This is a genomic window from Nocardia grenadensis NBRC 108939 (genome assembly GCF_001613445.1).
Classification (GTDB): Bacteria; Actinomycetota; Actinomycetes; order Mycobacteriales; family Mycobacteriaceae; genus Nocardia; species Nocardia grenadensis.
Genome location: NZ_BDCJ01000028.1, coordinates 48,336 through 74,018 on the forward strand (window position 1 = coordinate 48,336; position 25,683 = coordinate 74,018).

At 66.5% G+C, this 25,683-nt stretch carries 26 protein-coding genes and 2 pseudogenes; 18 read left to right on the forward strand and 10 right to left on the reverse strand.

Annotated elements, in window-relative coordinates:
* Positions 1–568: 568 nt before the first annotated feature.
* The 9 genes from NGR01S_RS26245 to NGR01S_RS26285 all read left to right on the forward strand — a co-directional run bounded on the left by NGR01S_RS26245 (position 569) and on the right by NGR01S_RS26285 (position 9,833).
* Entirely contained in the window at positions 569–1,834 is a 1,266-nt protein-coding gene (locus NGR01S_RS26245; RefSeq protein WP_063041548.1) for a cytochrome P450 family protein, read from the forward strand.
* Entirely contained in the window at positions 1,831–3,063 is a 1,233-nt protein-coding gene (locus NGR01S_RS26250; protein ID WP_063041388.1) for a cytochrome P450 family protein, read from the forward strand. Before NGR01S_RS26245 ends, NGR01S_RS26250 begins: the two co-directional genes overlap by 4 nt.
* A gap of 178 nt (positions 3,064–3,241) precedes the next feature.
* Positions 3,242–3,724 carry an MTB12 C-terminal domain-containing protein gene (locus tag NGR01S_RS26255; RefSeq protein ID WP_063041550.1) on the forward strand — a complete coding sequence of 161 codons (483 nt, stop codon included), beginning with the start codon at positions 3,242–3,244 and terminating at the stop codon, positions 3,722–3,724.
* A 137-nt stretch (positions 3,725–3,861) separates the two neighbouring features.
* Positions 3,862–4,599, forward strand: coding sequence for an ABC transporter ATP-binding protein (locus NGR01S_RS26260; RefSeq protein WP_063041390.1), 738 nt, complete (start codon positions 3,862–3,864; stop codon positions 4,597–4,599).
* Positions 4,596–5,384 (forward strand): ABC transporter permease, encoded by a 789-nt coding sequence (locus tag NGR01S_RS26265; RefSeq protein WP_245664788.1) that lies wholly within the window; start codon positions 4,596–4,598, stop codon positions 5,382–5,384. The genes NGR01S_RS26260 and NGR01S_RS26265 overlap by 4 nt, the downstream gene beginning before the upstream one ends.
* A gap of 654 nt (positions 5,385–6,038) precedes the next feature.
* Positions 6,039–6,929: a CPBP family intramembrane glutamic endopeptidase gene (locus NGR01S_RS26270; protein WP_063041393.1), complete on the forward strand. Its 891-nt coding sequence runs from the start codon at positions 6,039–6,041 to the stop codon at positions 6,927–6,929.
* Positions 6,926–8,134, forward strand: a complete 1,209-nt coding sequence (locus NGR01S_RS26275) for a sensor histidine kinase (RefSeq protein ID WP_063041395.1) — start codon at positions 6,926–6,928, stop codon at positions 8,132–8,134. Before NGR01S_RS26270 ends, NGR01S_RS26275 begins: the two co-directional genes overlap by 4 nt.
* Positions 8,131–8,811, forward strand: a complete 681-nt coding sequence (locus NGR01S_RS26280; protein WP_063041397.1) for a response regulator transcription factor — start codon at positions 8,131–8,133, stop codon at positions 8,809–8,811. Before NGR01S_RS26275 ends, NGR01S_RS26280 begins: the two co-directional genes overlap by 4 nt.
* A gap of 137 nt (positions 8,812–8,948) precedes the next feature.
* Positions 8,949–9,833: an HNH endonuclease gene (locus tag NGR01S_RS26285; protein ID WP_245664790.1), complete on the forward strand. Its 885-nt coding sequence runs from the start codon at positions 8,949–8,951 to the stop codon at positions 9,831–9,833.
* 132 nt (positions 9,834–9,965) lie between these two features.
* On the opposite strand, the gene NGR01S_RS31220 is transcribed toward NGR01S_RS26285, so the two are convergent.
* On the reverse strand, positions 9,966–10,961 hold the full coding sequence (locus NGR01S_RS31220; protein ID WP_157107439.1) for a hypothetical protein: 996 nt from the start codon (positions 10,959–10,961) through the stop codon (positions 9,966–9,968).
* 161 nt (positions 10,962–11,122) lie between these two features.
* Between NGR01S_RS31220 and NGR01S_RS26300 the strand changes: the two genes are divergently transcribed.
* A complete protein-coding gene (locus NGR01S_RS26300; protein WP_169811970.1) occupies positions 11,123–12,016 on the forward strand; it encodes a helix-turn-helix domain-containing protein in 894 nt (297 codons plus the stop codon).
* Positions 12,013–12,204 (forward strand): DUF397 domain-containing protein, encoded by a 192-nt coding sequence (locus tag NGR01S_RS26305; RefSeq protein ID WP_063041404.1) that lies wholly within the window; start codon positions 12,013–12,015, stop codon positions 12,202–12,204. Before NGR01S_RS26300 ends, NGR01S_RS26305 begins: the two co-directional genes overlap by 4 nt.
* 371 nt (positions 12,205–12,575) lie before the next feature.
* On the opposite strand, the gene NGR01S_RS26310 is transcribed toward NGR01S_RS26305, so the two are convergent.
* Positions 12,576–13,058: an RDD family protein gene (locus tag NGR01S_RS26310; RefSeq protein WP_063041406.1), complete on the reverse strand. Its 483-nt coding sequence runs from the start codon at positions 13,056–13,058 to the stop codon at positions 12,576–12,578.
* A gap of 260 nt (positions 13,059–13,318) precedes the next feature.
* Between NGR01S_RS26310 and NGR01S_RS26315 the strand changes: the two genes are divergently transcribed.
* From NGR01S_RS26315 to NGR01S_RS26325, 3 genes are read left to right on the forward strand one after another with little or no spacing between them, the layout of a single operon-like run.
* Positions 13,319–14,443 (forward strand): ABC transporter permease, encoded by a 1,125-nt coding sequence (locus NGR01S_RS26315; protein WP_063041408.1) that lies wholly within the window; start codon positions 13,319–13,321, stop codon positions 14,441–14,443.
* Complete coding sequence (locus tag NGR01S_RS26320; RefSeq protein WP_063041410.1) at positions 14,440–15,135, forward strand: ABC transporter ATP-binding protein; 696 nt, start codon at positions 14,440–14,442, stop codon at positions 15,133–15,135. Before NGR01S_RS26315 ends, NGR01S_RS26320 begins: the two co-directional genes overlap by 4 nt.
* Positions 15,136–15,179: 44 nt before the next feature.
* Positions 15,180–15,758, forward strand: a complete 579-nt coding sequence (locus tag NGR01S_RS26325; protein ID WP_063041412.1) for a TetR/AcrR family transcriptional regulator — start codon at positions 15,180–15,182, stop codon at positions 15,756–15,758.
* 109 nt (positions 15,759–15,867) lie between these two features.
* Here NGR01S_RS26325 and NGR01S_RS26330 read toward each other — a convergent pair whose 3' ends face one another.
* Together NGR01S_RS26330 and NGR01S_RS26335 are read right to left on the reverse strand one after the other, a co-directional pair.
* Positions 15,868–16,701 carry an SAM-dependent methyltransferase gene (locus tag NGR01S_RS26330; RefSeq protein ID WP_063041414.1) on the reverse strand — a complete coding sequence of 278 codons (834 nt, stop codon included), beginning with the start codon at positions 16,699–16,701 and terminating at the stop codon, positions 15,868–15,870.
* 126 nt (positions 16,702–16,827) lie between these two features.
* On the reverse strand, positions 16,828–17,595 hold the full coding sequence (locus tag NGR01S_RS26335) for an alpha/beta fold hydrolase (protein ID WP_063041416.1): 768 nt from the start codon (positions 17,593–17,595) through the stop codon (positions 16,828–16,830).
* An 85-nt stretch (positions 17,596–17,680) separates the two neighbouring features.
* On the opposite strand from NGR01S_RS26335, the gene NGR01S_RS26340 reads away from it, so the two are divergent.
* Positions 17,681–18,262 carry a TetR/AcrR family transcriptional regulator gene (locus NGR01S_RS26340; RefSeq protein WP_063041418.1) on the forward strand — a complete coding sequence of 194 codons (582 nt, stop codon included), beginning with the start codon at positions 17,681–17,683 and terminating at the stop codon, positions 18,260–18,262.
* 101 nt (positions 18,263–18,363) lie between these two features.
* Here the strand turns inward: NGR01S_RS26340 and NGR01S_RS26345 are convergent, their stop codons facing one another.
* Positions 18,364–19,125, reverse strand: coding sequence for a dienelactone hydrolase family protein (locus tag NGR01S_RS26345; protein WP_063041554.1), 762 nt, complete (start codon positions 19,123–19,125; stop codon positions 18,364–18,366).
* A gap of 151 nt (positions 19,126–19,276) precedes the next feature.
* A complete protein-coding gene (locus NGR01S_RS26350; RefSeq protein ID WP_063041420.1) occupies positions 19,277–19,684 on the reverse strand; it encodes a winged helix-turn-helix transcriptional regulator in 408 nt (135 codons plus the stop codon).
* Between the two features lie 79 nt (positions 19,685–19,763).
* Here NGR01S_RS26350 and NGR01S_RS26355 point away from each other — a divergent pair, with 79 nt between their 5' ends.
* The gene (locus NGR01S_RS26355; protein ID WP_063041556.1) at positions 19,764–20,174 is read left to right on the forward strand and encodes a RidA family protein; all 411 of its coding nucleotides are present in this window, start codon (positions 19,764–19,766) and stop codon (positions 20,172–20,174) included.
* A 53-nt stretch (positions 20,175–20,227) separates the two neighbouring features.
* Here the strand turns inward: NGR01S_RS26355 and NGR01S_RS32720 are convergent.
* Positions 20,228–20,411: pseudogene (locus NGR01S_RS32720) on the reverse strand (dihydrofolate reductase family protein); the annotation flags it as partial.
* Here NGR01S_RS32720 and NGR01S_RS26360 point away from each other — a divergent pair.
* A pseudogene (locus tag NGR01S_RS26360) lies at positions 20,406–20,794 on the forward strand (IS30 family transposase); the annotation flags it as partial. The pseudogenes NGR01S_RS32720 and NGR01S_RS26360 sit on opposite strands and share 6 nt — an antisense overlap.
* A 72-nt stretch (positions 20,795–20,866) precedes the next feature.
* On the opposite strand, the gene ilvC reads toward NGR01S_RS26360, so the two are convergent.
* From ilvC to NGR01S_RS26375, 3 genes are all read right to left on the reverse strand, one after another.
* Positions 20,867–21,880: a ketol-acid reductoisomerase gene (ilvC, locus tag NGR01S_RS26365; protein ID WP_036513754.1), complete on the reverse strand. Its 1,014-nt coding sequence runs from the start codon at positions 21,878–21,880 to the stop codon at positions 20,867–20,869.
* A gap of 99 nt (positions 21,881–21,979) precedes the next feature.
* Positions 21,980–22,483 carry an acetolactate synthase small subunit gene (ilvN, locus tag NGR01S_RS26370; RefSeq protein ID WP_030521893.1) on the reverse strand — a complete coding sequence of 168 codons (504 nt, stop codon included), beginning with the start codon at positions 22,481–22,483 and terminating at the stop codon, positions 21,980–21,982.
* Positions 22,484–22,553: 70 nt separating this feature from the next.
* Positions 22,554–24,479, reverse strand: coding sequence for an acetolactate synthase large subunit (locus NGR01S_RS26375; protein ID WP_063041422.1), 1,926 nt, complete (start codon positions 24,477–24,479; stop codon positions 22,554–22,556).
* A 391-nt stretch (positions 24,480–24,870) separates the two neighbouring features.
* Here NGR01S_RS26375 and NGR01S_RS30555 point away from each other — a divergent pair, with 391 nt between their 5' ends.
* Positions 24,871–25,596 carry a PH domain-containing protein gene (locus NGR01S_RS30555; RefSeq protein WP_245664791.1) on the forward strand — a complete coding sequence of 242 codons (726 nt, stop codon included), beginning with the start codon at positions 24,871–24,873 and terminating at the stop codon, positions 25,594–25,596.
* The last annotated feature ends 87 nt before the right edge of the window (positions 25,597–25,683 follow it).

Below are 25,683 nucleotides of genomic sequence, written 5' to 3' on the forward strand. Positions count from 1 at the left end.
TAGTGCTGGACTACAATTCACGACGATTGTGATCTGACGAAGCGGGAGGGATTCGTTGTGCCGGAGCGCGCCGTGCCACCGCCGCCGCCCGGTCCCACCCGTCCCCGCGACCGCCTGCGCGCCATCTCGATCCGCGAACGCCCACTCTTCGGCCGGCAGCCCGATTCCCGCGTAGCGGACATCCGCCGGTGCGGCGGGTGTACCCATCGCACCTCGCCGGCTCCATACACCTGCCGCCGGGCTTCCGCCCCGCGGCATCCGGTCCGCCGTTCGCGAAAGGTCGCGCCGACTCGGCACACCCCGCCCGCCCGGCCGGGCCGCTCTCGATTATCGACGGCCGGCGGCACCACCGCGCGGTGCCCCGGCCCGAATTCCCGGTGACGAGACGGTCTCGCCTCCGGCACCGTACGTCATCACCCGGATCGCCCCGTGCTCGTTCCGACTCGGGAACTGCACGCGAAAGTACCCGCCCCGGGCGCCCGCGGCCGTCGCCGCGCTGCCGCGCGCCGGGACCATCCGTGATCGGGGCCTCCGACCGAACCATCGATCCGCTTTGGAGTACGAGACCATGTCGATTCCGTCCACGCGTCCGGCCACCCAGGGGTCGCCGCTGGCACCCGATGGCGAGCGCGTGCCGCTCTACACCCCCGAGTTCGCCGCCGACCCCGCCGCCGCCTATCGAGAGATGCGGCGCCGGTACGGCGCGCTGGTTCCGGTAGATCTGGCCCCGGATGTCCCGGCGACGCTCGTCGTCGGATATCGCCACGCACTGCGCATCCTGCACGACCCCGAGCATTTCCCGGCCGACCCGCGCCGCTGGCAGGAGACCGTACCACCGGATTGCCCGCTGCTGCCGATGATGGAGTACCGGCCCAATGCCCTGCGTTCGGCCGGTGACGAGCATCTCCGCCTGCGTTCGCCCATCGTCGCGGGTCTCGAGGCGGTGGATCTGCATCAATTGCGCGCCACCATCGAACGGCTGGCGATCCCGTTGATCAACGACTTCTGCGAGACCGGCACCGCGGACCTGCGCACCGAGTACGCGTTCCCGCTGACCTTCGCCACGCTGACCGAACTGATGGGCCTGTCACCGGAAGCCGGGCATACCGCGTTCGAGGGTATGGCCGCGATTCTGGACGCCACCTCCGCGGAGAGCGCCGCCGAGGGCAATACGCGTTTCGCCGGGGCGCTGATGGAGGTCGTCGGACAGAAACGCACCTGCCCGGCCCACGATGTGACCTCGTACATGATGCAGCACGAATCCCGGCTCGACGATATGGAGATGGTGCAGCAGGCGGCCCTGGTGTACGCCGCCGGTACCGAGCCGACCACCTCACTGATCACCACCACCCTGCGGCTCATGCTCATCGACGAACGGTTCGGCAGCCATATGCTCGGCGGTTCGCTGTCGACCCGCGACGCGATCGACGAGGTGCTGTTCACCGATCCGCCGCTGCCGAACTTCTGCACCTCCTACCCGCGCCAGCCGATCCTCATCGGAAACACCTGGCTGCCGGCCGATCAGCCGGTGGTGATCAGCATCGCCGCCTGTAACACCGACCCGAAGATCGGTGGCGGCGAACGGATCGGCAACCGCTCCCATCTCGCGTGGGGCCAGGGCAGTCACGCCTGCATGGCCGAAAACATCGCGCGCATCATCGCCGGTGAGGCGGTGGACCAGTTGCTCGACGCCCTGCCGGAGATCGAGCTCGTGATCCCCGCCGAGGAGCTCACCTGGCGCCCCGGACTGTTCCACCACGCCCTGAGCGAGCTCCCGGTGCAGTTCCCCCCGTCCGCTCCCCTGACCCCGCTGATGACAGGAGCACCCCGATGACCCAGGAGCAGTCGCAGACCGAACCGCTGGTCCTCGACCCCGCAGGCGCCGATTTCCACACCGAGATCCACCGGATCCGTACCCGCGGCCGGATGGCCCGGATCGAACTCCCCGGCGGCGTGCCCGCCTGGTCGGTGATCGACGCCGAGCTGCTGGAGAAGTTGTTCACCGATCCCCGGGTCTCCAAGGACGCTCACCGGCACTGGCCCGCCATGCATACCGGCGAGATCCCGCAGGACTGGGTGATGTGGCCGTGGGTCGCCGTATCCAATCTGCTCACCGCCTACGGCGACGACCACCGGCGGCTGCGGAAACTGGTGGCGCCGGCCTTCACCCACCGCCGGACCCAGTCGCTGCGGCCCCGGATCGAGGCGATCACCGCCGAACTGCTCGACGATATCGCCACCACCCCGGCCGATCGGGCCGTCGACCTGCGCGACCGTTTCGCCTGCGCCCTCCCGATCCGGGTGATCGGCGAACTGATGGGCGTGCCCGCCGAATTGTCCGCCGCCCTGCGCACCTACGCCGGCGGCACCCTCGACACCACGCTCACCCCCGAGCAGGCCCAGGCCAATTTCGCCGGCCTCTACACCACCCTGCACGAACTGCTGAACTACAAGCGCCGCAACCCCGGTGACGATCTCACCACCATCCTCATGACGACCCACGACGAGGACGGTTCGAAACTCGGCGAGCAGGAGCTGGGCGACACCCTGCTGCTCATCATCGTCGCCGGCCACGAGACCACCGCCAATCTCCTCGATCACGCCGTCTACGCCCTGCTCACCCATCCGGAGCACCGCATCGCCGCACTCGACGGGCAGCTCGACTGGACCGAGATCATCGAGGAGACGTTGCGCTGGGAACCTCCGATCGCCCATATGCCGATGCGCTTCGCCCTGGAGGACATCGATCTGTCCGACGGCTACCGCATCACCAAGGGCGACGCCATCCTGGCCGGGCTGGCCGGCGCCGGCCGTGACCCGCGGGTCCATCCCGACCACCCCGACACCTTCGACCCGACCCGGCAGTCCAAGGACCACATGGCCTTCGGCCACGGCGTGCACCACTGTCTCGGCGCCCCGCTGGCCCGGCTCGAGGCCGCGGTCGCGCTGCCCGCCCTGTTCGCGCGCTTCCCCGAGATGCGCCTGGCCGCCGACCCCGCCGCCCTCGGCAATGTCCCGAGCCTGGTCACCAATGGACATCGCACCCTCCCGGTCGTGGTCTGAACCCCGATCCAGAACTTAGGATTGACTAACCTAAGGCCGATCGCTAGCGTTTCGCATTACCCGAGTGGGTTTCGCCCTGCGTTCCCCCACCCGGGCCGCGCCGGCGGACGAGGTACGCGTCCTCGCGAACACCGCCGCCGTCGCATCGCTTCGCAGGTTGGTCTTAGAAGGGGCCGTCATGTCCAAATTCATCAGAATCGCCGCTGTCTGTATTCTCACCGCGCTCATGGGATTCGGCCTGGCGCACCCCGCATCGGCCGATTTCTCCATCCGGGCCTCCCAGACCTCGGATCTCTACGTCCGCGACGAGGTCCCGAGCCTGGCGCAGATCGAGAAGCAGTTCGCCGCGTTCTGGAACCCGAATATCGCCATGGAACCCAAGATCGAAGTGAGCTACAACGGGCCGTCCGCCCGCCCCGCCCTCGAACGGGTCATGGAGGGCAGCAAGACCATGGACTTCTTCTCCATCCAGGGTCGTGCCATCGCACCGGTCGATATCTCCGGCAACACCATGTCCGTCACCGTGCACGGCGTGATGGCCGGGTTCCCCGCACAGAGCGTCCTCTACCACTACATCCGCGAGGGCGGCCTGTGGAAGTTCGACTGGAAGGCCACCTGCCAGGAAATGCAGTGCCAGGGTAACCCCTCCTTCGGCTACTGAGTTCGGACACACCCGGGCGGAGCGACCGTGGATCATTCGATCCGGGACCGCTCCGTCCGGGTGGTTACCCATTTCCGAAACAATCTCCGGGACTTCATTTCCCGGCGGTTTCCGGCACCAGTCACCCAGGAATCCCTATGATCAGCGTTCGGGGCGTTTCCAAACGCTTCGGTGAGAAACTCGCCGTCGACGACGTCACTTTCGAGGCCGAGCCGGGCTCGATTACCTATTTGCTCGGCCCGAACGGTGCCGGGAAAACCACCGTGATGCGCATGATCGCCGGCCTGGCCCGCACCGGTTCCGGCACGATCTCGGTGAACGGCAGCGGATTACGCGACTTTCGCTGTACCCCGACCGAAATCGGATTCGGCCTCGGCGCTTTCGCCCGGAACCCGGGTCACACCGCCGAACAACATCTCCGCTGGCAAGCCCGCCTCGGCGGCCTCCCCGCCTCGAATATCGGCCCGGCACTGGACCGTGTCGGCCTCGGCCGGGTCGCGAAACGCCCCGTCGGCAAATTCTCCTACGGCATGCTGCAACGCCTGGGCATCGCCTCCGCCCTGCTCGGCGACCCGAAAACCCTGGTCCTCGACGAACCGGCCAACGGCCTGGACATCGAAGGCATCATCTGGCTGCGCGAGCTACTCCTCGCCCTGGCCGCCGAAGGCAAATGCCTGCTCGTGGCCTCCCACAACCTCACCGAAGTCGAGATCACCGGCACCCGCGTGGTCATCATGGGCAAGGGCAGAGTGCTGTCCGATACGAGTAAGGACGAACTGGTGACCGCAGGCTCCGGCCCACGCCCGCTGGAAGCGGCCTACATCGAAATCAGCAAGGACAGCATCGAATACGCCGCTACCGGAGGTGCCCGGTGATCGCCGCCTATCTCGTGCGTGCCGTCCGCAGCGAACTCGCGAAACTCTCCTGGCGCAGCCCAGTCTGGTACGCAATGGTCCCCCTCGCCGTCGTGCTCCCATTGGGCCTCAATTTCGGTATCGCCAAGGCCACGGAGTCGAATGCCCTCAACGGCGCCGGCGGTATGGACACCGACAACGCCGCCTACTGGATTCTCGTGTTCTCGTCCTTCATCCTCATGGCGGGCGGGGTGTCCTCACTGTGCGCGGAGTTCAAGGACAACACGATCGAAACGGTTTTCGGAATCCAAACCCGCCGATGGATCCTCCCGGTCGCCAAACTCATCGTCTTCGGCGTGATCGCCGCGGTCACCGCCGCCGTCGTCACCTTCCTGGTCCTGTGGGCGTTCCCGCAGTTGTTCCCCGAGATCTGGGGCCGGGTCGAGGTGTTCTCGGGTGACGGGGTCCAGCTGCTGATCGGGGTTCCCGTCTACACACTGCTGATCTCCGCACTCGGGTTGGGAGTGGCGGCACTGGTCCCGAAACCGGGACTGGTGGTCATGATCGTGCTGCTGTGGAAATTCGGAGTGGAGGTTTTCGTGACCTTCGTCCCGGGGGATCTCGGCGTGACCCTGCAACAGCTGTCGCCGTTCAAGAACGGGGAGCTCGGGGTGGGGCAGTTGGCGACGATCGAGAGCATGTTCGGCGGGCAGAACGGGTCGCTGATCTACTTCGCAGTGGTCTGCGTGGCAATCTTCGCGGTGGGCACGGTGCGGCTGTCCCGCACGGACCCACAAGGCCACTGACCGGCGACAACGCCCGTCACGGCTCGAACGGCGGATCGTGAATCCGTAGGACCGATCTGTCTTCTGTTGCGGCCGAGGTCTTCGAAAGCACACTGTCTACGCGCGAAGTGGCGCGAGAACCCATGGACAGCTGTCGAGCCCCGTACTCGGTCGGCGTTGTCGGCATCGAACCACTAGATTGGGTGCCGGTATCACTTCCCTGCGAGGGGATGCGCCGATCGAGATGGACTGAATGGCTGCCCCGCCAAGGGGTGAGCGTAACAGTCGGTTGACCCACCTCCGGGTCTACCCAACAGAGGGCGGAGCCGGTGCCGCGGTGCTCGGATCGTCGGCGCCCTGGCTTGGATATCGCTTCTCACCCGGCTCCGAGCGAGAAGCGGGCGGCGGACCCGAATGATCGGGCCGCCGCCCACACATTCGGCAGAGTGGCCGACCCGCGCGGGCCCCGGCCTGACCGACCACGCCGTCATGGGAGACCTGTCCACCAGGGCGGTCATAGAAGGGCCACCGTCGAACTCCTGGGACACGGTACGGCTTGCCGGGCAATCCATAAGGACAGGGCCGCGGCCGTCGCCTCCGTGGTAGCGCGTACGCGACCACGAAACGGTCTCGTTCACCACTGACTTCCCGCGGCAGCCGCTCTGTAATAAGGGCATGACAACAGCGTTGACCGAGCGGGAGCCGCTGGGCTTCAGCACCCGGACACGGCACCGGGGCATTCTCTGGTTCCTCATACTCGCCTTCGCGGGAGCATGGATTCCGTGGGGAATCGCCGGAGCGGTCGGATTCTCCCTCGACAATCCGGTGGTCCAGCTGCTCACCGGGGCTTTCGTTCCCGCTCTCGCCGCGATCTGCACCCGGCGGTGGATCACCCGCGAGGGTTTCGCCGACGCCGGTTTGCGGCTGCGGCTCGCCCGCCAGTGGCGCTCGTACCTGATTGCCTCGCTGCTCCCCATCGGTGTTCTCGCCCTCGCGCTCGGGCTCGCAGTGGTGCTGGGCATATGGCGTCCCGAGGCCGGCGATTTCGATTCCGGTCATCTGCTGTTCCTGGCGCTCGCGCCGATCATCCCGGTCGTGGCCGCGCCGATCTTCTTCGGTGAGGAATTCGGCTGGACCACCTATCTGCGCGACCGCCTCGTGCCCGGCCGCCCCGTCCTCACCACATTCGCGACCGGCGCGATCTGGGGGGTATGGCATTGGCCGCTGCCCTGGGTGGGGTATCTCGGCGCGGGTGGTTCCGCCGCCGACGCGTTCATCGCCATGCTGCTGTGGTTGCCGCTGTCGATCGAGCTCGAGTTCGTGATCGGCTGGTTGTGGACGCGCAGCGGTTCGGTGTGGCCGCCGGCCCTGCTGCACGGCGGGAGCAACCTCGTGCTGGCGCTGGGACTGGAACTGTTCGCCGGTACCGCCGACCCATCGGGCGCCGCCACTACTCTGCTGATGTGCGCAGCATATTCGCCCGTGGTCGCGTGGATCGTCGTAGCGACGAAGCGCGGCGGCCCACAGCACAGGCAAGCGGCAACGCCGGACAGAGTCCGGCCGTGACCGCGATAGGGTCCGCACTCCGGACCGGCCCGCGTTTCCTCATCTCCCGTTGGCCGTGGCGCGCGCTGCTCTCCGTATTCTGCGGTGGTGTCCTCGCGGCGGCCGCGGCAGTCGTTTTCGTGCCGGTATTACTGCTCGGGCTGACCCGCGATCTGCGGGCCGCCCTGTGGGAGCCCATGCTGCGGCTCCAGTGCGCTCGGCTCCGACTCGTCGACCCCGACACCGCGGACCACGCCGCCGCCCGGGTGCGGGCCGCCGCGGCCGAGCGCCGGTTGCCCAGTGCCCGGCACGCCACCTATCTCGTCGCCACCACTGTGTTCGGCGGTGCGGTGTGCTGCCTGGCAGTGTTCGGTTTCATCCTCGCCGCGGTCCTGCTCGCCGCGCCGCGCCTGGTCCGGAGTGATTACTTCGACCTCGGTCCCTGGGTGGTCGACGAGCCGACGGAAGCATGGATCTGCGCAGGCGCGGGGTTCGTCGCCGCGATCTTGCTGTTGGTACTGCTCAGCGCCTGGTCGGCACTCGAAGCGCTGGTGGCCCGGATGCTACTGGCCCCCGACGCCGACCGTTGGCGGCGCGAAGCCGTCCGAATCGAGAACTCCCGTTCCGCGCTGCTGGAAGCAGAAGGGTTCGAGCGCGAACTCCTCGAATCCGAACTGCACGATCGTGTCCAGCATCGGCTCGTCGCCCTGTCGATGACCCTGGGCCTGGCCGAATCCCAGGATGCGCACGGCCCCACCGGCCGCGTCGCCGCCGAAGCCCACCGGCAGGTCGACGAAATCCTGAGCGAACTGCGGGCCGTCCTGCGCGGCTTCTCGCCCCGGGTCCTGACCGAGCGCGGATTGGGTCCGGCGCTGATCGATCTCGCGGCGGATCTACCGCTTGATATCCGCATCGACCTCGACGACGCGTCCGGCCCGAAGAACCGGCTGCCACCGGCCGTCGAGCATATGTCCTACGTCTTCGCCGCCGAATCCCTCACCAATGTCGCCAGGCACACCGATGCCACCCGAGTCGACCTCCACGGCACCCACACCGGTACACAGTGGATTGTGACCATCACCGACGACGGCCCGGGCGGCGCCCATATGGTGGGCGGCCACGGCCTCGACCGCCTGCAACGCCGCCTCGCGGCCCTGGACGGACAACTGACAGTATCCAGCCCACCCGGCGGACCGACCACCATCCGAATGGAGTGCACAGTGTGACAGCCCCACCCACTCGACTACGGATCGTGCTTGCCGAGGACAGCCCGCTACTGCGTGCCGGGCTGGAGAGTGTGCTCACCTCGGCCGGCCACGAGGTGAGCGCGGCAGTCGGCGACGCACCGGGTCTCCTCCATGCGTATGCGGCCTACACGCCCGACCTGGTGATCACCGATGTCCGGATGCCGCCGAACGGCACCGACGACGGCCTCCGCGCCGCCGCCGAACTCCGTAGGCGCGACCCACGCCTACCGATAGTGGTTCTGTCACAGTACGTTTCCGTCGCCTACCTGGACGACTTACTCGGCGATGATTCGACCGCCGGGGTGGGGTACCTCCTGAAAGAACGCGTCGGACACGTCCGGCAGTTCCTCGACACCATCTCCCGGGTCGCCACAGGTGAAACGATCGTCGACCCCGAGGTCGTCCGAGCCCTCGTCAAGTCCAGCCGGCACCACACTCCCCTGGCCGACCTCACCGCACGCGAACGGGAAGTCCTCGCACTGGTGGCCGAAGGCAAGACGAACTCCGGCATAGCGGAGGTCCTGACGGTTTCGGAAGCCGCCGTGCGCAAACACATCGGTGCCATATTCGCGAAACTACCCCTCCTCGACGGTGATCGACGAGTTCAGGCGACGCTTATCTACCTACGCTCACTCGGCCAGCCCCCGGCCCCCTGACCACGAGAATGCCCGCTGTCCCCAGCGGTTCACTTGCAGTCACTCGCGGGCGCGCCAACGACCCGTGTGCCGTCGCCGACTAGCGAATCCGGCATCGTAGTCAGGCACAAGCCGATCGGGCCTGACAGAATCCACTGGTGGACATCAGTGCTGAAACCATTCTGCGACAGGCGATTTTCGACCACCTCGAAGAGATGGCCCGCGATACCGGGGTTGTTACTCGTGAGCAACTTTCGAGGTTCACTGTCGATGGAGAGGTGCATCGACTGATTGACCACAGTCGCGGCATCCGGAACCCCGCTGACATGCACGGGACGTTGTCGATCCTGTCGGACCCGCAGGGGAGATACGCGGACGAGGACGTGACCGAATCACTGTTTGCGTACGCGTACCGCGAAGGCAGCACCGCCGGAGACAACAAGAAGCTTCGCCGAGCTTATGAACTCCGACTGCCGTTCATTCTGCTTCGGAAGATCAAGCCGGGGCTGTTTGTACCGATCTTCCCTGTCTATGCGGTGGCCGACGATCCAGCGAACAGACGGTTCCTTATCGCGCTCGACGAAACGCTGCTCTCCGTAGACGACCCTCTCCATCTTCATCCGGTGGAGAAGAAGTACGCAGAGAGGGTCACCAAGCAGCGGCTACATCAGCCTGAGTTCCGCGGGAGGGTCCTGCACGCATACAGCGGTCAGTGCACGGTGTGCAATCTGAAGCACGGCCCCCTCCTCGATGCAGCGCATATTATCTCTGACGCGAAACCGCATGGGAGCGCTGAGGTCAGCAACGGCCTGAGTCTCTGCAAAATCCATCACGCAGCCTACGATCGCAACTACCTGGGAATTACTCCGAACTATCGGGTCGAAATCAACCGAGATCTTCTCGAAGAAGAGGACGGCCCGATGTTGAAACACGGACTACAAGAGATGCACGGCAGGATGATTTCGATTCCGCACAGGTCCGTCGACAAGCCCTCGCGAGATAGATTAGCGGAGAGGTACGCGGAATTTACAAACTCGGTGTAGCCGTCGGCCGAATTGAACGCGGAGCCCCCCGCCACGACGGGAGCGAGAGCCGCGCACGGGTTCGACTTCGGTTGCTCGAGCCGACAGAAGGGAAGGTTGGGCCGGAGGTCACCGACGTTGGGCGTGGAGGTTTCATCGGTCCAGGTAGAGGCGTTCACACGGGAGACGTGGGAGGTCGGCCGGATCTCCACAGAGGACGGCAGCCGTGTGGGCGCCGTGGTGTGCGGTCCACTCCTGGAGGAAGCGTTCCGCAGCGATGGGGTGGGCTCGGTAGTTGAGGCGGAGGCCGTCGAGGAAGACCGCGAGGTGGACATCGGCGCCGAACTGTTGGATTGCGTAGGTCTTCATGGCCGCGCCTGGTTGAGAACAGTCAGTAGCCGTTGCAGCCTCGCGCAGGATGGACACGTGCTCGGGGGGCGGCCCGACCAGCGGGTACGCGAGGCCGCGAGAGACGGCGCGCTCGCGGGTGCTGCGAGTGGCGGGAACGAGTTTGCCGGCCTCTACCAGGAGTGCGTAAGCGGCGGCTTTATGCGGGCAGTCCAAGAGATTGCAGTCCAGGTGGGTCTGCATGATGTGGTGCGCGTCGGCGATGTGCAGCCGGGTGTCGGGTTCGCTGTGCCAGTCCTCGGGCAACCATATGGGCTCGTGGGGGACGTCATGTGGATTCGTGCCGATTTTCATCCAGAGCTGCCCCGGGCACACCGTCATTAGGTCGCAGGTGTCGCAGACTCGGCCGGGGTGGTTTTCGAGATGCGCGAGGTCGGGGGTGATCAGCGTTGTTGCGCCGGTCGCGCGGACGATCTCGAGGACGTGACCGATGGCGTCCGAAACGGAGTCGGGACCGAGTCGGACTATATAGACCAGCGTGTGACGCTGCTGTCGGGCGAGTCGACGGATAGCTTCCGCGTCGCGGGTCTGATAGGGCGAGAGATCGGTTCGGAGATAGCCGATCGCGCGGGGGCGATGCGATTGGTGCAATTCGTTCACCGGACGTAACGTCATCTGCTCTATCCCCTTTCGACGATGGCGAATTGCCCGGTGACCGCGCATGCCAATTCCTGCCGGCACGGCAATGCGATTCCGGCAGCTTTCCTGAATATTCGCAATGAAAGTATCTGCGCTCGGCATCTATCCGAGTTCGCGGTCATCGGGTGGATACAGTAGACAACGAAAGCTGTTCGCTGGAAAGACTATTCGAGACCATCCGGCCAGGTCACCAGGCGTCCAGTATGGGTAGGTCCAGAAAACATAGGTCCGTACTGGACCACGACGAGATAGCGAGGGTGGGCATGGCTATTGGTTCGACTCTTCCACGGCGTGCTTTGGGTCGGCGGCTTCGGGAACTGCGGTTCGAATCCAAGAAGAGTCAACTGGCCGCTGGGCTGGCGATCGAGGTGTCCAAGCAGGGCATCGGGCGCTTGGAGGAAGGTCAGCCGGTCCGGATCAGTACCGCGCAGTTCAGGGATCTGCTGAATTTCTACGGGGCGGCCGACGATGTGCGCGATGAAGTGCTGGGACTGATTCAAGAGGTGAAAGCGGCGAAAGGCGATCCGTCGAGAGGGTGGTGGCGTGACTACGCCGACGTGGTCAATCCGCACTTCGATCACTTCATGAGCTTGGAGCAGGCGTGCTCGAGTATGACGACGTTCCAACTCACTTTGCTGCCCGGGTTGCTTCAGTCCCCGGCCTATCGCCGGTGGATCATGGAGACGACCGAACCGGATATCTCCGCGGCGAACAGGGAGCGGCACCTCGAGCTGATCGCCAGGAGGCAGCGCAAACTGACGGAGACCCAGCCGTTTTCATTGGAGCTGTTGCTATCGGAGGCAGTGCTGAGGCACCAGATCGGCGGTAAGCAAGTAATGGGCGAACAGGTCGGTCGGCTGCTGGAAGCCGGTGAACTACCGAATGTTGCGATCCGGGTTATCCCGTTCGGGGTGGGCGGACACTTCGGCCTGATCACTCAATCGTTCACCTTATTCGAATTCCCGCCACTGCGCGCCGGCCGCGTTCCGGAACCGCCCGTGGTGTTCGTCGAAGGGTTTACCGGAGCGTTGTTCCTGGAAGATGACGGCCAGATCGATCGCCATCGACGAGCAGTAGCAACCCTGCGCGATGTAGCGTTGAGTCCAGAGGACACCAGGTGCCTTATGCGGGAAGTCTCAGAGGAGTATGCCGAGTGAACGATGATCTATCCGGCGCTATCTGGTTCAAGAGCAGCTACAGCCAGCATGGCGGCGACTGCGTGGAGGTCGCTCACCTCGGCGAGGCAGTCGGAGTCCGGGACTCGAAGGATGTGACGGGCCCGGTGCTCATGTTCACCCCCGCCGAGTGGGACGGCTTCCTCCGGGATATCTTGTCAGCCAGCTGAAGGCTGCCACGATCGTGGCTTTCAGCTCGCCTCCACCGTGTGACGCCGGACTGGAATCACGACCGCGATCGCAAAGACCCGCGATGAATCACAAACAGGTGGCTGCGTAGCCCCCGGCCTCAAATCTCGGTGAGCATCAGGACAGTGGCCAGGCCGGGGTGGGGACTGAGGGCCAGTTGATCGCTGTGACACCTTCGGTCTCGTGCAGTAAACCCCGTCCTATTCTCCCCTCGATTCGCCGCCTTAGCGTCCGCCAGCCGTCTACGGGATGTGGATCAGGATTGGTCAAACGATATGGCCCAGCATCTGCTCTGATGCTGGGCCATATGAAGCGTGGGCCAGTCCGTCGCGCCCACACATAATGACTGTGACTATGTGTCGATGACCTGCGTCCCCCCCGCCGCATTATCGTGCCAACCCTGCTTCGTCGGGCTCGAGCTGATCGTGAACGCGATGGCGATCGCCGCGACGAACCACAGCAACCCGCCCACCCACGGGATCAGGTTGAGCAGCATATAGGCGTTGCGGATCGCGGAGTCCTTGAGGCTGGGTTTCGGTGCCCTGCCCGAACCATTGACGTGCAGGCTGAGGAGTTTTTTGCCGGGTGTCGAGCCGGAGGACACCTCGAAGAGGACGAAGTACAGCCAGCCGAAGCCGGCGCCGGGGAGGACCGAGACCCAGTCGGGGAGGTCCCAGACCGTGCCGAGGAGCCAGAAGAAGATGGCGCCGATGATGCCGGCGATGATCCAGTCGACGAACCTCGCTACCGCACGTTTGCCCAGGCCGGCAGGTTTGATGCTGCCGGCGGGGCTTGCTGTGGGGCTGTATGTGGGGTCGAATCCACCTGCGGTCATCACGCCTCCTAGCGAACGCTGTGTGGCTCCGGGTGCCTGTCACGTGCTCACGGCATGTCGATCTTCAAGGATTCCATGCTGGGGGCGGCAGCGGCGGCGCCGACACTGTTTCGTGTCCATCTCGCAGCGCGGACTCCATGCCGTTGATAGCGGAAAGTGACACGTGGGAACCATCGGGGTACCCGCGCGGGAATGTTAGAAACACTGTGTCGCTATGATGCGGACATGATGTTTCCAACCTTCGTCGGAAGCTGGCCCAGATGTTCCTAGCCATCCGAGAACTGCGTTTCGCCTGGGTCAGGTTCTCCCTGGTCGGTGCGGTGATCTCGCTGATCGCTGTTTTGATGGTCATGCTGTCCGGGTTCTCCCAGGGGCTCGTCCGCGACGGCGTATCGGGACTGCAACAGCTGCCCGTCACCTCCTTCGCCTTCGCCGACACCGCACACACCGATTCCGCGTTCTCGCGCAGCGTCATCGACCTGGAGGCGGTGGACACATGGGCGGCGCAACCCGGTGTCGAACATGCCGCGCCCTTCGGTAATGCTCTGGTCAATGCGCGCAGCGATTCCGGCGTGGATATCGACCTGGCGCTGTTCGGGGTCCAACCGGATTCCTTCCTCGCCCCGGCCGTGGCGGCGGGCGAGAGATTGGGTGCGACGGACGGGATCGTGGTCAGTGAAACCGCGATCGAACAGGGGCTGAAGCTCGGCGACACCCTCACCGTCGATCGCGTCGGCACCCGGCTGCGCGTGGTGGGCTCGCTCAGCGGCCAGCACACCTACGGTCACGTGGACGTCGCCTATGTGCCGCTGCCCCTGTGGCAGGAAATCCGATCCGGAATCGGCCCCGGCAGCCCGGTGCCCGCGCATGTCCATCGAGAAATCACCGCCGTCGCCATCCAGGCGACCGACCCCGATATGGACTTCGGAGCCGGTGACGCGGCGGCGGGCACGAAGAGCCTCTCACTGAAGAAATCCTTCAACGCGTCCCCCGGTTACAGCGCGGAGACACTGACCCTGACCATGATCCAGGTCTTTCTGTACGCGATCTCGGCGCTGGTCGTCGGCGCGTTCTTCACCGTCTGGACCATCCAGCGACGGCAAGAACTGGCCGTGCTGCGGGCGATGGGCGCACCCACCGGATACCTGCTGCGCGACGGACTCACCCAGGCATTGATCATCCTGCTGCTCGCGGTGGCCGTGGGCGTGGGTGCGGGTGTGGGCCTCGGCAGCCTGATGGGCGCTGCCGTTCCCTTCTCGATGACCATCTCGGCCATCGGATCGGCCGCCGCGCTGCTCATCGCCCTCGGCCTGGCGGGCGCGGCCGCCGCCATCACCCGGATCGCGGCCGTCGATCCGCTCATCGCCCTGGGAGGTAGCCGATGACCGGCGCAGCTGTCCACGACACCGACGCGGGCCTGGTGATGCGTGAGGTCACCCTGCGATTCGGTGACGGTGACGAGACCGTGCGGGCGCTCGAGAATGTCTCACTGACGGTCGCCCCCGGTGAATTCGTCGCAGTGGTCGGTCCGTCGGGTTCGGGCAAATCGAGCATGCTGGCGGTCGCCGGCGCATTGACCCGGCCCGACTCGGGAACGGTGACCGTGGCCGGACAGGACATGACGGTATCCAGCCGCAAGACGCGCGCCCGACTGCGCCGAGACCTGGTCGGCTTCGTCTTCCAGTCCGGCAATCTCATCCCGGCCCTGACCGCCGTCGATCAGCTGCGGCTACCCACCGCTTTCGGTGCCAAGCGCGCCGCCCGCGACCCACACCAACTGCTGGCCGAAGTGGGCTTGGCACAGAAGGCGAACCGCCGGCCGCATCAGCTCTCCGGCGGCGAGCGGCAACGGGTCGGCATCGCTCGTGCTCTGGTCACCGCACCGACACTGCTACTGGTGGACGAACCGACGGCGGCGCTGGACCGGTCCCGCAGCCACGAGGTGGTCGAGTTGCTCGCGAAGGAGACCCGCACGCACCGCGCGGCCACTGTCATGGTCACCCATGACCACGACGTGCTGAGCCATTGCGACAGCGTGTACGAGATGATCGACGGGAAGCTGACGCGGACCGACTGATCCCGGCCGCGTCGTCGTCGCCGAGAAGAGGGAAGTGCGCGCCCATGCCGAAGATCCAGGCGGCCACTGTCGCCGAGCATCGCGCGGCGCAACGCCGCGCCATCCTGGACGCGGCCCGCGAGCTCCTGGCCGAAGGCGGGACCGAAGCGCCGGGCCTGGCCGCTGTCGCCGAGCGGACAGGCCTGGCGCGTCCCAGCGTCTACCGCTACTTCCGTTCCCGCGACGATCTACTGGAGGCCGTGATCGCCGACAGTTTCCCCCGCTGGTCCGCCGCAGTCACCGACCGGATGGCAGGGGTGAACGGTCCCGCGGCACGGGTGCTCGCCTACGTCGACGCGAACCTGCATCTGGTCGCTTCGGGCGAGCACGCCGTCGTCCGGGGCCTGGCCGCGGTCGTGCCCGGCGAACGATTGGCCGAGGACAGCAGGATCCTGCACGAACAGCTACGTGTGCCGCTGACCGTGGCGCTCGCCGATCACGGCGCCACGGACGCGGAGGGAATATCCGATTTGATCCAGTCGATCGTGCTGGCAGCCGGCCGCATGATCGAGAGCGGCGCGCCGGAAGCGCATGTGCGCGAGCTCACCCACCAACTGCTCGAGCCGTATCTGCGGAAAGGGTAGACGCGGCCGGTGAACACCCGGGCGGGTGCGTTTGCGCGAGTGCTTCGCCCATCGGGTAGGGCCGCCGGTGAGCTCCCGGCCCGCGCAGTCGTCGCCGCGATATCGCGGGTTACTTCTTGCGGCCCACGGCCGCGTAACCCGCGGCGGGCGGGCGGGGTGCGCCGTTCGGCAACACGGTCACTCCGTCCGTCTCTTGCGGTTTCCCCTCCGGGTGCCAGTCCTCGATCGCGACGATCCCCGGCTCCAGCACCTCCAGGTCACGGAAGAAACGTGAGACCCCGGCGTAGTCGCGTGCCTCCATCTCGATCCCGCTCTGCCGGTAGGCCCGCACGGTGCCCTCCACCATGGCGGGGTCGAAGTCGGTGGTCAGATGGGTCATCACCAGGTACGACCCGGACGGCAGCGGCGCGAGGAGGGTATCGACGATGTCGTAGATGCGGTCACCGGAAACGAAATGGCACAGGGCGATGAGGCTCAGGGCCACCGGCCGGTCGAAATCCAAGGTCTCCCGCACCGCGGCCGCGGACAGGATCCGGTCCGGGGCGGTCAGATCCGATTGCACGTACTGGGTTACACCGTCGGGTGATCCGACCAGTAGTGCCCGCGCGTGGGCGAGCACGATCGGATCATTGTCCACGTAGACCACCCGGGCGTCGGGTGTCGTTTCCTGCGCCACCTGGTGCAGGTTCGGTTCGGTGGGGATTCCGGTGCCGATATCGAGAAACTGGCGGACTCCCAGCTCACTGAGGTGACGCACCGCGCGCACCATGAACGCGCGGTTGTCCCGCGCCACGCCGCGCACCGACGGGATGGCCTGCTCGATCTTCGCCGCGGCCTCCCGGTCGGCGGGATAGTTGTCCTTGCCGCCCAGGAAGTAGTCGTAGATGCGGGCGCTGTGTGCCCGGTCCTGCCGAAGATCCGTCGAACCCTTGTGATCTGCCACGATCTACTCCTCACTCCGGCGCCGCTGTCCGCCGCAACGAGTTAACCACCCGGGACACACCGCCGCACATGGCCATCCGGAAATTTTTGTGCCACAGCAATTTCGGTCGAATGGTCGATCAACACGTCACACAGAAGCGGGCGGGGTGGGGGCCCGCACCCCGTCGATACCGCTGCGGTGCGCAGACTCCCGGAGATCGCAACCGTCGGCGATATCGCGGATCAGCCGGGCGAAGCGTTGCGGTTCGGCCAGCGGTAGGTAATGCCCGGCCCCGGGCACCACGAGCACCCTTGCCCGGGGCGAGGCCGCGACGAAACGCTGCTCGTGACCGCGGAAATGGTCGCGGCTTCCGTTGATCAGCCAGACGGGGCCGGGGTATCGACGGAGTTCGCCGAGCGGATCGAAACTTGCCGTGGCCCTGGCGATATCGGGAATCACCTCGGTGGCGATACCGCCGGCTGCCACGGCAGCGGCGACCTGCGCAGGGAGGACGGCGTCGAAGAGCCGACGACTGAGCCGCTCCCCTCCGTCGCACTGGATCGACAGCAGTAGATGTGCGATCCGGAAGGGAATCGTCAGGGCGGCGTTCGGAATACGCGTCGACCCGGCGACCACCAGACCGGCCACGCGTTCGCCGAGTTCGGCGGCCGCCGCAAGGGCGACGTACCCGCCCAGCGAATGGCCGACGACCAGGGCCCGGCCGCCGACGCTGTCGATCGCCGCGCGGACGCTCTCGATCGACGCGGGCATGGTGAAACGTTCGCCGCGATGGGCACCGTGCCCAGGGAGATCGGGGGTAACCACCGATCGCTCGGGGCCGATTTCTGCCTCGACGGAGATCCAGCAGCGGCCGCTGAGCCGGATACCGTGCACCAGAACCACGGGAAGAGCCATAACGCCTCCAAACACAACGCAACGTTGCGTTGCACTGTAGTCAACCTTGACGGTGCAACGCAACGTTGCGTTGTATTGTCGGCATATGGATGACCCCGCCGATACGAGCACGACCGCCCGGCCCCGCCAGGCCGAGGCGATCTTCGCGGCCACCCTCGAACTTCTCGCCACCACGGGCTACGAGGGACTGACCATGGAGTCGGTCGCGCTCCGCGCCGGTGTGAACAAGACGACCCTCTACCGGTGGTGGAAATCCAAGGACGAGGTGCTCGCCGCCGCGCTGACCGGCTCGGATCTGCTCGGCTTCCCGGTGCCCGACACAGGAAGCCTCCGGGGCGATCTCGTCGAAACGACCCGGAGCATCCACCATCTGCTCACCGATGCCGCGACCGCCCCCATCGCGGCCGCCGTCCTGGCGGCCTCCCCCGGCCGGCCGTCGCTGGCGGCGATCGGCCGCATGTTCTTCGCCGACCGCGCCGCCCGCGAACACCCGATCTTCCGCCGGGCGGTCGAACGCGGCGAACTGGCTGAGGAGACCGATCCCCGCCTGGTGATGGATATGCTCGCCGGAGCGATCTGGTTCCGCCTGTTCCTACGCGCCGAACCGGTCGAGGCCGCCGATATCGAAGCGGCCGTCGCTCTGGTGCTGGGCGGCGTAGCCCCCTGATGGCACACCGCGGCCGGCGGCCGCCCGCATTCCGCCCGGCGCGGGTTCGCCCGGTCCGACGTACGGCACAGCTTCCGGGTGCGGGCGGATTCCCGGCTCGGCTACCCCCGCAGGTTGCGGTCGAAGAGGGCCAGCAGTTCGCGGTAGTGCCGTTCGGCGAACTCGGCATCGTAGGCGGCGGTATCCGCCTGGGTGTAGCCGTGTTTCGCACCCTCGTAGACCTCGGTGCGGTGGCGCTCACCGGCTGCGGCGACCGCCTCGTCGAACCGATCGAAAGAATCGGGCGCCTTCGCCACGTCTTCGCCGGCGTGACCGAAATACAGCTCCCCCGTGATGTTCCCGACGAGCAGATGCGGACTGTCCGCGTTCTCGGTGATCAGCGGACCACCGTGGAATCCGGCCACCGCCGCGACCCGATCGGGGAACGCGGCCGCGACCAGCACCGCGAGTCGCGCACCCATGCAGTAGCCGGTGACACCGACCTTCCCCGCGGCGACCTGTGGCGCCGCGGCCAGCCAGGCGAGATAGGCGCCGGCATCGGACCGCAGCAGCTCCGGTGTCAGCTCGCGGATCATCGGGACGAGCTGCTGGAAGATCTCCGGTCGCGCCTCCGGGTCGATGAAATCCGGTAACTCCAGCACCGGCGCGCGACCGTGCCGGTAGAAGGCGTTCGGCAGCAGAACGGTGTAGCCGTGCGCGGCGATACGGTCGGCCATGGCCCGCAGACCGGGCCGCAGTCCGAAACCGTCCTGGATCAGCAGTACTCCCGGATGGGCGGCACCGTCGTCGGGGTAGGTGACGTAGGCGTCGGCGACACCGTCCGGGGTTCGGATATCGACCGGCATACCGTGGACTTCGGTCATCGTGAAACCTCCTGTGGTGTCGGGCGATCTCGAACATACCGGGTTCGGATCGGCCGATTCGATACGGTGCGCGGCCCACCGATCGTGGTTCGGCGCGGCACCATCGCGGTTCCGGCGGCGCCGCACGGTTCGTCGAACTCCCCGGCGTACTTCAGCTCGTACGTGCACGGGCCTGCCCGCCTTCCGCGTCCTGGTCGAACCGCATGCGGGCACGTTCGACCTCGGGCAATGTTCCGGTGGCCCAGTGCAGGAGCGCGTCGATGAGGTCCTGTAGCGACCGGCCGAGCGGCGTCAACCGGTACTCGACGGCGACCGGCCGGGTGTGCGTGACGACCCGGTCGACCATCCCGTTGCGTTCGAGCCGCCGCAGCGCGGTGGTGAGTGATTTCTGCGTCACGACCGGGATGGCCCGGCGTAGGTCGTTGAAGCGCAGCGGGCCGTGCTCGCACAGCGCGTCGAGCACTTGGAGCGACCATTTGTCGAGGACCTGATCGAGTAGTTCGCGATGGGCCTGCGTGAGTTGCGGGCTGCCCAGGGGCAGTGGCGCGGTTTCCGGCATGCCACCTAGTCTCGTTGAAGTTCCCTTCGGACACCAGGTAGACATCGGATACCTTGTTCAATCAGTGAAAGGGATCATGATGGCAGTGCAGTTGCGCACCCCCGAAGGCATGTTCACCCCCGTGCCGTACCACCATGTCGCGATCGGCTCGGGCACACGGCAGGTACACGTGGCCGGCCAGATCGCACGCGACGCCGCCGGAAATCCCGTCGCGACCGGTGACCTCGCGGGCCAGGTCGCCCACGCCCTGCGCAATACGGCACGCGGGCTGGCGGGGGCAGGAGCGACCTTCGCCGATGTCGTCCGGCTGCGCTTCTTCGTCACGCACTGGACCCCGGACAAGTACGACGATTTCGTCGCGGGTATCGAGCGCGTCGTCGAGGAACTCGGCATACCCCAGCCGTTGCCGCCCTTGTCGGCGATAGGTGTCGACTACCTGTTCGAGCCCGATGTGCTGGTCGAGGTGGAGGCGTACGCCGTATTGGACTGAGTGGTGGCGGGAGCGCGCGAGAAACGCCGCCCGAAGGTCACACGTGCGGGGTGGGGACGGTAGATGAGCTCTTGGATATCGCCGTCGAGCGTCCGGCTCTCGATCAGCTCCAGATCGAAGTCGGCCGCACCGCCGAAGACCGGGGCCGTGCCGGTCCGCCCGGGTGATCACCGGGAAGATCGTCACCTGCACCAGGTCGACCAGGCCGGCGGCCAACAGCGCCCAGTTCATCGACACACGATGCTGGTCCATCTGCCCACCGGTCACGACGCCGAAACCGTCCGTGATGGGCTGATCGCCACGATCTCGACCCTGCCCGCCCACCTACGGGCCCGCTGACCTGGGACCAAGGCTGCGAGATAGCGCGCCACAAGCAGTTCTCGATGGCCACCGACATGCAGGTTTACTTCTGCGACCCGGCCAGCCCCTGGCAACGCGGCTCCAACGAAAACACCAACGGCCTACTACGTCAATACTTCCCCAAGAGCAGCGACCTCAGCGTCCACAGCCCCGCCGACCTCGAATACGTCGCCCAGCAGCTCAACGACAGACCACGCAAAACGCTCGGCTGGGATACCCCAGCCGAGCGCCTCGCTATGCTCTTGTCCACCACCAACTAACAGCGGTGTTGCGACGACCCCCAGAATCTGCCTCTGCGGAAGGGCCCCTATCAGCGCTGGTCGGCGAACCGCTCAGGCGGTTTCGGTGATCGGCCGGTCCACCCAGCTCATCAGATCGCGCAGCTTCTTACCGGTGACCTCGATCGGGTGCTCGGCGTTCTGCTTACGCAGACCCTCGAGCTCCTTGTTACCACCCTCGACATTGGCGACCAGCCGCTTGACGAAGGTGCCGTCCTGGATGTCCTTCAGGATGTCCTGCATCCGCTTCTTGGTGTCGGCGTCGATGACCCGCGGGCCCGACAGGTAGCCACCGAATTCGGCGGTGTCGGAGACCGAGTAGTTCATGCGGGCGATACCGCCCTCGTACATCAGGTCGACGATCAGCTTCAGCTCGTGCAGCACCTCGAAGTAGGCCATCTCCGGGGCGTAGCCGGCCTCGACCATGACCTCGAAACCGGTCTTGACCAGCTCCTCGGTGCCACCGCACAGCACGGCCTGCTCACCGAAGAGGTCGGTTTCGGTCTCTTCCTTGAAGGTGGTCTTGATGACGCCGGCGCGGGTGCCGCCGATGCCCTTGGCGTAGGACAGCGCCAGTGCCTGGCCCTCGCCCTTCGGGTCCTGGTCGATGGCGATCAGGGCGGGGACACCCTTGCCGTCGACGAACTGGCGGCGCACCAGGTGGCCGGGGCCCTTGGGGGCGACCATGCCGACGGTGATCTCGGCGGCCGGCTTGATCAGGCCGAAGTGGATATTGAGACCGTGGCCGAAGAACAGGGCATCGCCGTCCTTCAGGTTGGGCTCGATGTCATTGGTGAAGATCGAGGCCTGTGCGGTGTCGGGGGCGAGCAGCATGATGACGTCGGCCCATTCCGAGACCTCGGCGGGGGTGCCGACGGTCAGCCCGGCCTCTTCGGCCTTGGCCCGCGACTTGGAGCCTTCCTTGAGGCCGATGCGGACCTCGACGCCGGAATCGCGCAGGCTCAGCGAATGCGCGTGCCCCTGGCTGCCGTAACCGATCACCGCGACCTTACGGCCCTGGATGATCGACAGGTCGGCATCGTCGTCGTAGAACATCTCGACTGCCACTTGGTGGTATCCCTTCTGACTTATTCGAACCCGCGAAACGCGGGAAACGGTAAACGAGGCACGTAATGCGGCCGGGCGCGGGGTGCGCCCGGCCACGGATCAGCGGGTGGCGGTGATGGATTTCGGTCCGCGGCCCACGGCCACCACCCCGGATTGGACGATCTCCCGGATGCCGTACGGCTCGAGCATGCGCAGCAGCGCATCGAGCTTGGACCGGGTGCCGGTCGCCTCGACAGTGAGCGCGTCGGGCGAGACGTCGATGACCTTGGCGCGGAACAGGTTGACCGATTCGATCACCTGGGTGCGCACGCTGGCGTCGGCGCGGACCTTCACCAGGATCAGTTCGCGAGCCACGGAGGTCTCCGGGTCCTGCTCGACGATCTTGATCACATTCACCAGTTTGTTCAGCTGTTTGGTGACCTGCTCCAGCGGCAGATCGTCCACGGTGACCACGATGGTCATCCGGGAGATCTCCTTGACCTCGGTCGCGCCGACGGCCAGGGACTCGATATTGAATCCGCGGCGGGAGAACAGGCTGGCCACCCGGGCCAGCACGCCCGGTTTGTCCTCGACCAGGACGCTGAGGGTGTGGGTGGTGCTCATGCTGTGTCCTTTCGGGCCTGACCGGACGCCGGCGTGGTTACGCTGCGCTGCCTCCTCCGGCGCTGACCGGTCATGCCGGGTTCCCCTCGGTGGCGGCCTGCTCGCGGTTCATGGCCTCGTGGATGATGGCCGGTTCGGCGGCCGCCTCGTCCTCGTCGAACAGCGGGCGGATACCGCGGGCGGCCATGATCTCGTCGTTGCTGGTGCCGGCGGCGACCATCGGCCACACCTGGGCGTCCTTACCGACGATGAAATCGATCACCACGGGACGGTCGTCGATCGACTGCGCCTCGCGGATCGCGGCCTCGACGTCCTCTTCCTTCTCCACCCGGATCCCGTGGCAGCCCAGCGCCTCGGCGAGCTTCACGAAATCGGGGATGCGCAGACCGTGCGTCTTGAGGTCGGTATTGGAGTAGCGCTGGTCGTAGAACAGGGTCTGCCACTGGCGGACCATGCCCAGGTTGCCGTTGTTGATCAGCGCGACCTTGATCGGCACGCCCTCCACCGCGCAGGTGGCGAGTTCCTGATTGGTCATCTGGAAGCAGCCGTCACCGTCGACCGCCCACACCTCACGGTCGGGCGCGCCCATCTTGGCGCCCATCGCGGCGGGAACCGCGTACCCCATGGTCCCGGCGCCGCCGGAGTTCAACCAGGTCCGCGGCTTCTCGTACTTGATGAACTGGGCGGCCCACATCTGGTGCTGGCCGACACCCGCGCAATAGATGGCGTCGGGGCCGGCCAGGCGGCCCAGGGTCTCGATGACGAACTCCGGCGACACCGACCCGTCCGACGGCTTGCTCCAGCCGAGGGGGTAAGCGTCGCGGATGCCGTCGAGGTAGGTCCGCCAAGCGGTCAGATCGAGTTCGAAACCGGCCGGATCGGCGCGCAGGGTCTCGATGAGTTCGGTGATCACCTCGCGGCAGTCGCCGACGATCGGCACATCGGCGTGCCGGTTCTTGCCGATCTCGGCGGGGTCGATATCGGCGTGGATGACTTTGGCGCCGGGCGCGAAGGAATCCAGCCGGCCGGTGACACGGTCGTCGAAGCGGGCGCCCAGGGTGACCAGCAGATCGGATTTCTGCAGGGCGGCCACCGCGGCCACGGTGCCGTGCATACCCGGCATACCCATATTGAGTTCGTGGCTATCGGGGAACGCGCCGCGCGCCATCAGCGTGGTGACCACCGGGATACCGGTGAGCTCGGCGAGCTCCAGCAGTTCGGCCGACGCCTCGGACTTGATCACACCGCCGCCGACGTAGAGCACCGGCTGCCTGGACTCGGCGATCAGCCGGGCGGCCTCGCGCACCTGCTTACCGTGCGGTTTGGTGACCGGGCGGTAGCCGGGCAGCCGCATCTCCGGCGGCCAGCTGAACGTGGTCTGCTCCTGCAGCACATCCTTGGGGATGTCCACCAGCACCACCCCGGGCCGACCGCTGGACGCCAGGTAGAAGGCCTCGGCGAGGATCCGCGGGATATCGATGCCCTCTTTGATCAGGAAGTTGTGCTTGGTGATCGGCATGGTGATGCCGGAGATATCGGCTTCCTGGAAGGCGTCGGTGCCGATCAGGCTACGGCCGACCTGACCGGTGATGGCGACCATCGGCACCGAGTCCATCTGGGCGTCCGCGATCGGGGTCACCAGATTGGTCGCGCCGGGACCGGAGGTCGCCATACACACCCCGACCTTGCCGGTGGCCTGGGCGTATCCGGTGGCCGCGTGGCCCGCGCCCTGCTCGTGCCGCACGAGCACATGGCGCACCTTGGTCGAATCGAAGAGCGGATCGTAAACAGGAAGGACAGCACCGCCCGGAATACCGAATACGGTGTCGACGCCGAGCTCCTCGAGGGAGCGGACGACGGACTGCGCGCCGGTGACCCGCTCGGGCGGGACCTGGCGGCGGTTCGCCTGGGTGGTCGGAGCGCCGGCCGGAGCCGACGGGTTCGAAGGCGCGGGCCTGCGGGCCGCGGGCCCGGGCCGGGTGGTTGGTGCGCTCACCGTCTTGGTTCCTTACTGCTTGTCGTTCACTGGTCCCGACATAAAAAAGCCCTCGACAGCCGGCGGCTGTTCGAGGGTGGCGCGTCGCAGTGCGAGCTGACGTATTCGACTCCGGATCGTCTGGCTCAGCGCTGGACGCGCCGGCCGATTACGAGCAACTCGTTTCGATTCACGCGCATGACGGTATGTGTGCGTGTGGTGCGGAGTCAAACAGCTGACCGCTGTCTTCCCATTATGTGGGAAGGTAGCGGGTGCTCACGCCGGTCCACCATGATGCGAGGATGGTGAGGTGTCATCACCGCATCAGTCCGTGCCACCTCCTGAATCGTCCCACAACCCCGCGGCCGCGGAGGTAACGGGTGGGGATACGGCGCCGCCCGGACCGCGGCGTGTGATCCGCACGACACGACTGTCCTTCCTCGGCGTGTTCCTCCTCGCGATGTGCGTGTTCTTCCCCATCGTGGGCTGGCCGGCCGGGCTGTTCTGGCTCGCGCTGATCCCGCTCGCCGCGATCGTCTGGCTCGTGCGCACACAGACGACGGTCTCACCGGCCGGCCTGGATCTGCGGTCGGTCTTCTCCTCCCGGCACATCGACTGGGCGCAGCTGAAGGGCCTGAGCATCCCCAAACGCGGGTTCGTCCGCGCCCATCTGGACGACGACAGCGAGGTGCCGCTGCCGGCGGTGAGCTACGACCGGTTGCGTGATCTGGTGGACGCCTCCGGCGGGCGTATCCCCGACCCGTTCGCGGTCCCCGACCCGGCCCCGGCCGACGCCGACGCTTCCACCACCGACGCCGGCGCGTCCGATGACAGCGCACCCGGCACCGAGGAAGATCCCGCGGCCGCCGAACCGGCGGCGGGCAACGCGGCGACCGGCGAGGCGACCATCGGCGACGAAGCGACAGGGAACGCGGCGCCGAGTAACGCGACTTCCAACCACCCCACGCCCGCCGACACCGACCGTTCCGCGCCCGCGGGAACGGCTTCCGATATCGCACCCGCCGGTGACACGGCTGCCGACCGGCCCTCGACTGCCGGCTCCGACACGCCACGTGGCACCTCGCCAACCACCGGGGCCGCCGATACCGACACCGGCTCCGCTCCCGAACGGGAGTAGCCTGGAAAATCGCCGATCGCACCCGACCGCGGTCCCCGCGCCGGGCGATACGGCGCTGTCGCAACTTTCAGCCCCGCGACCCGACCG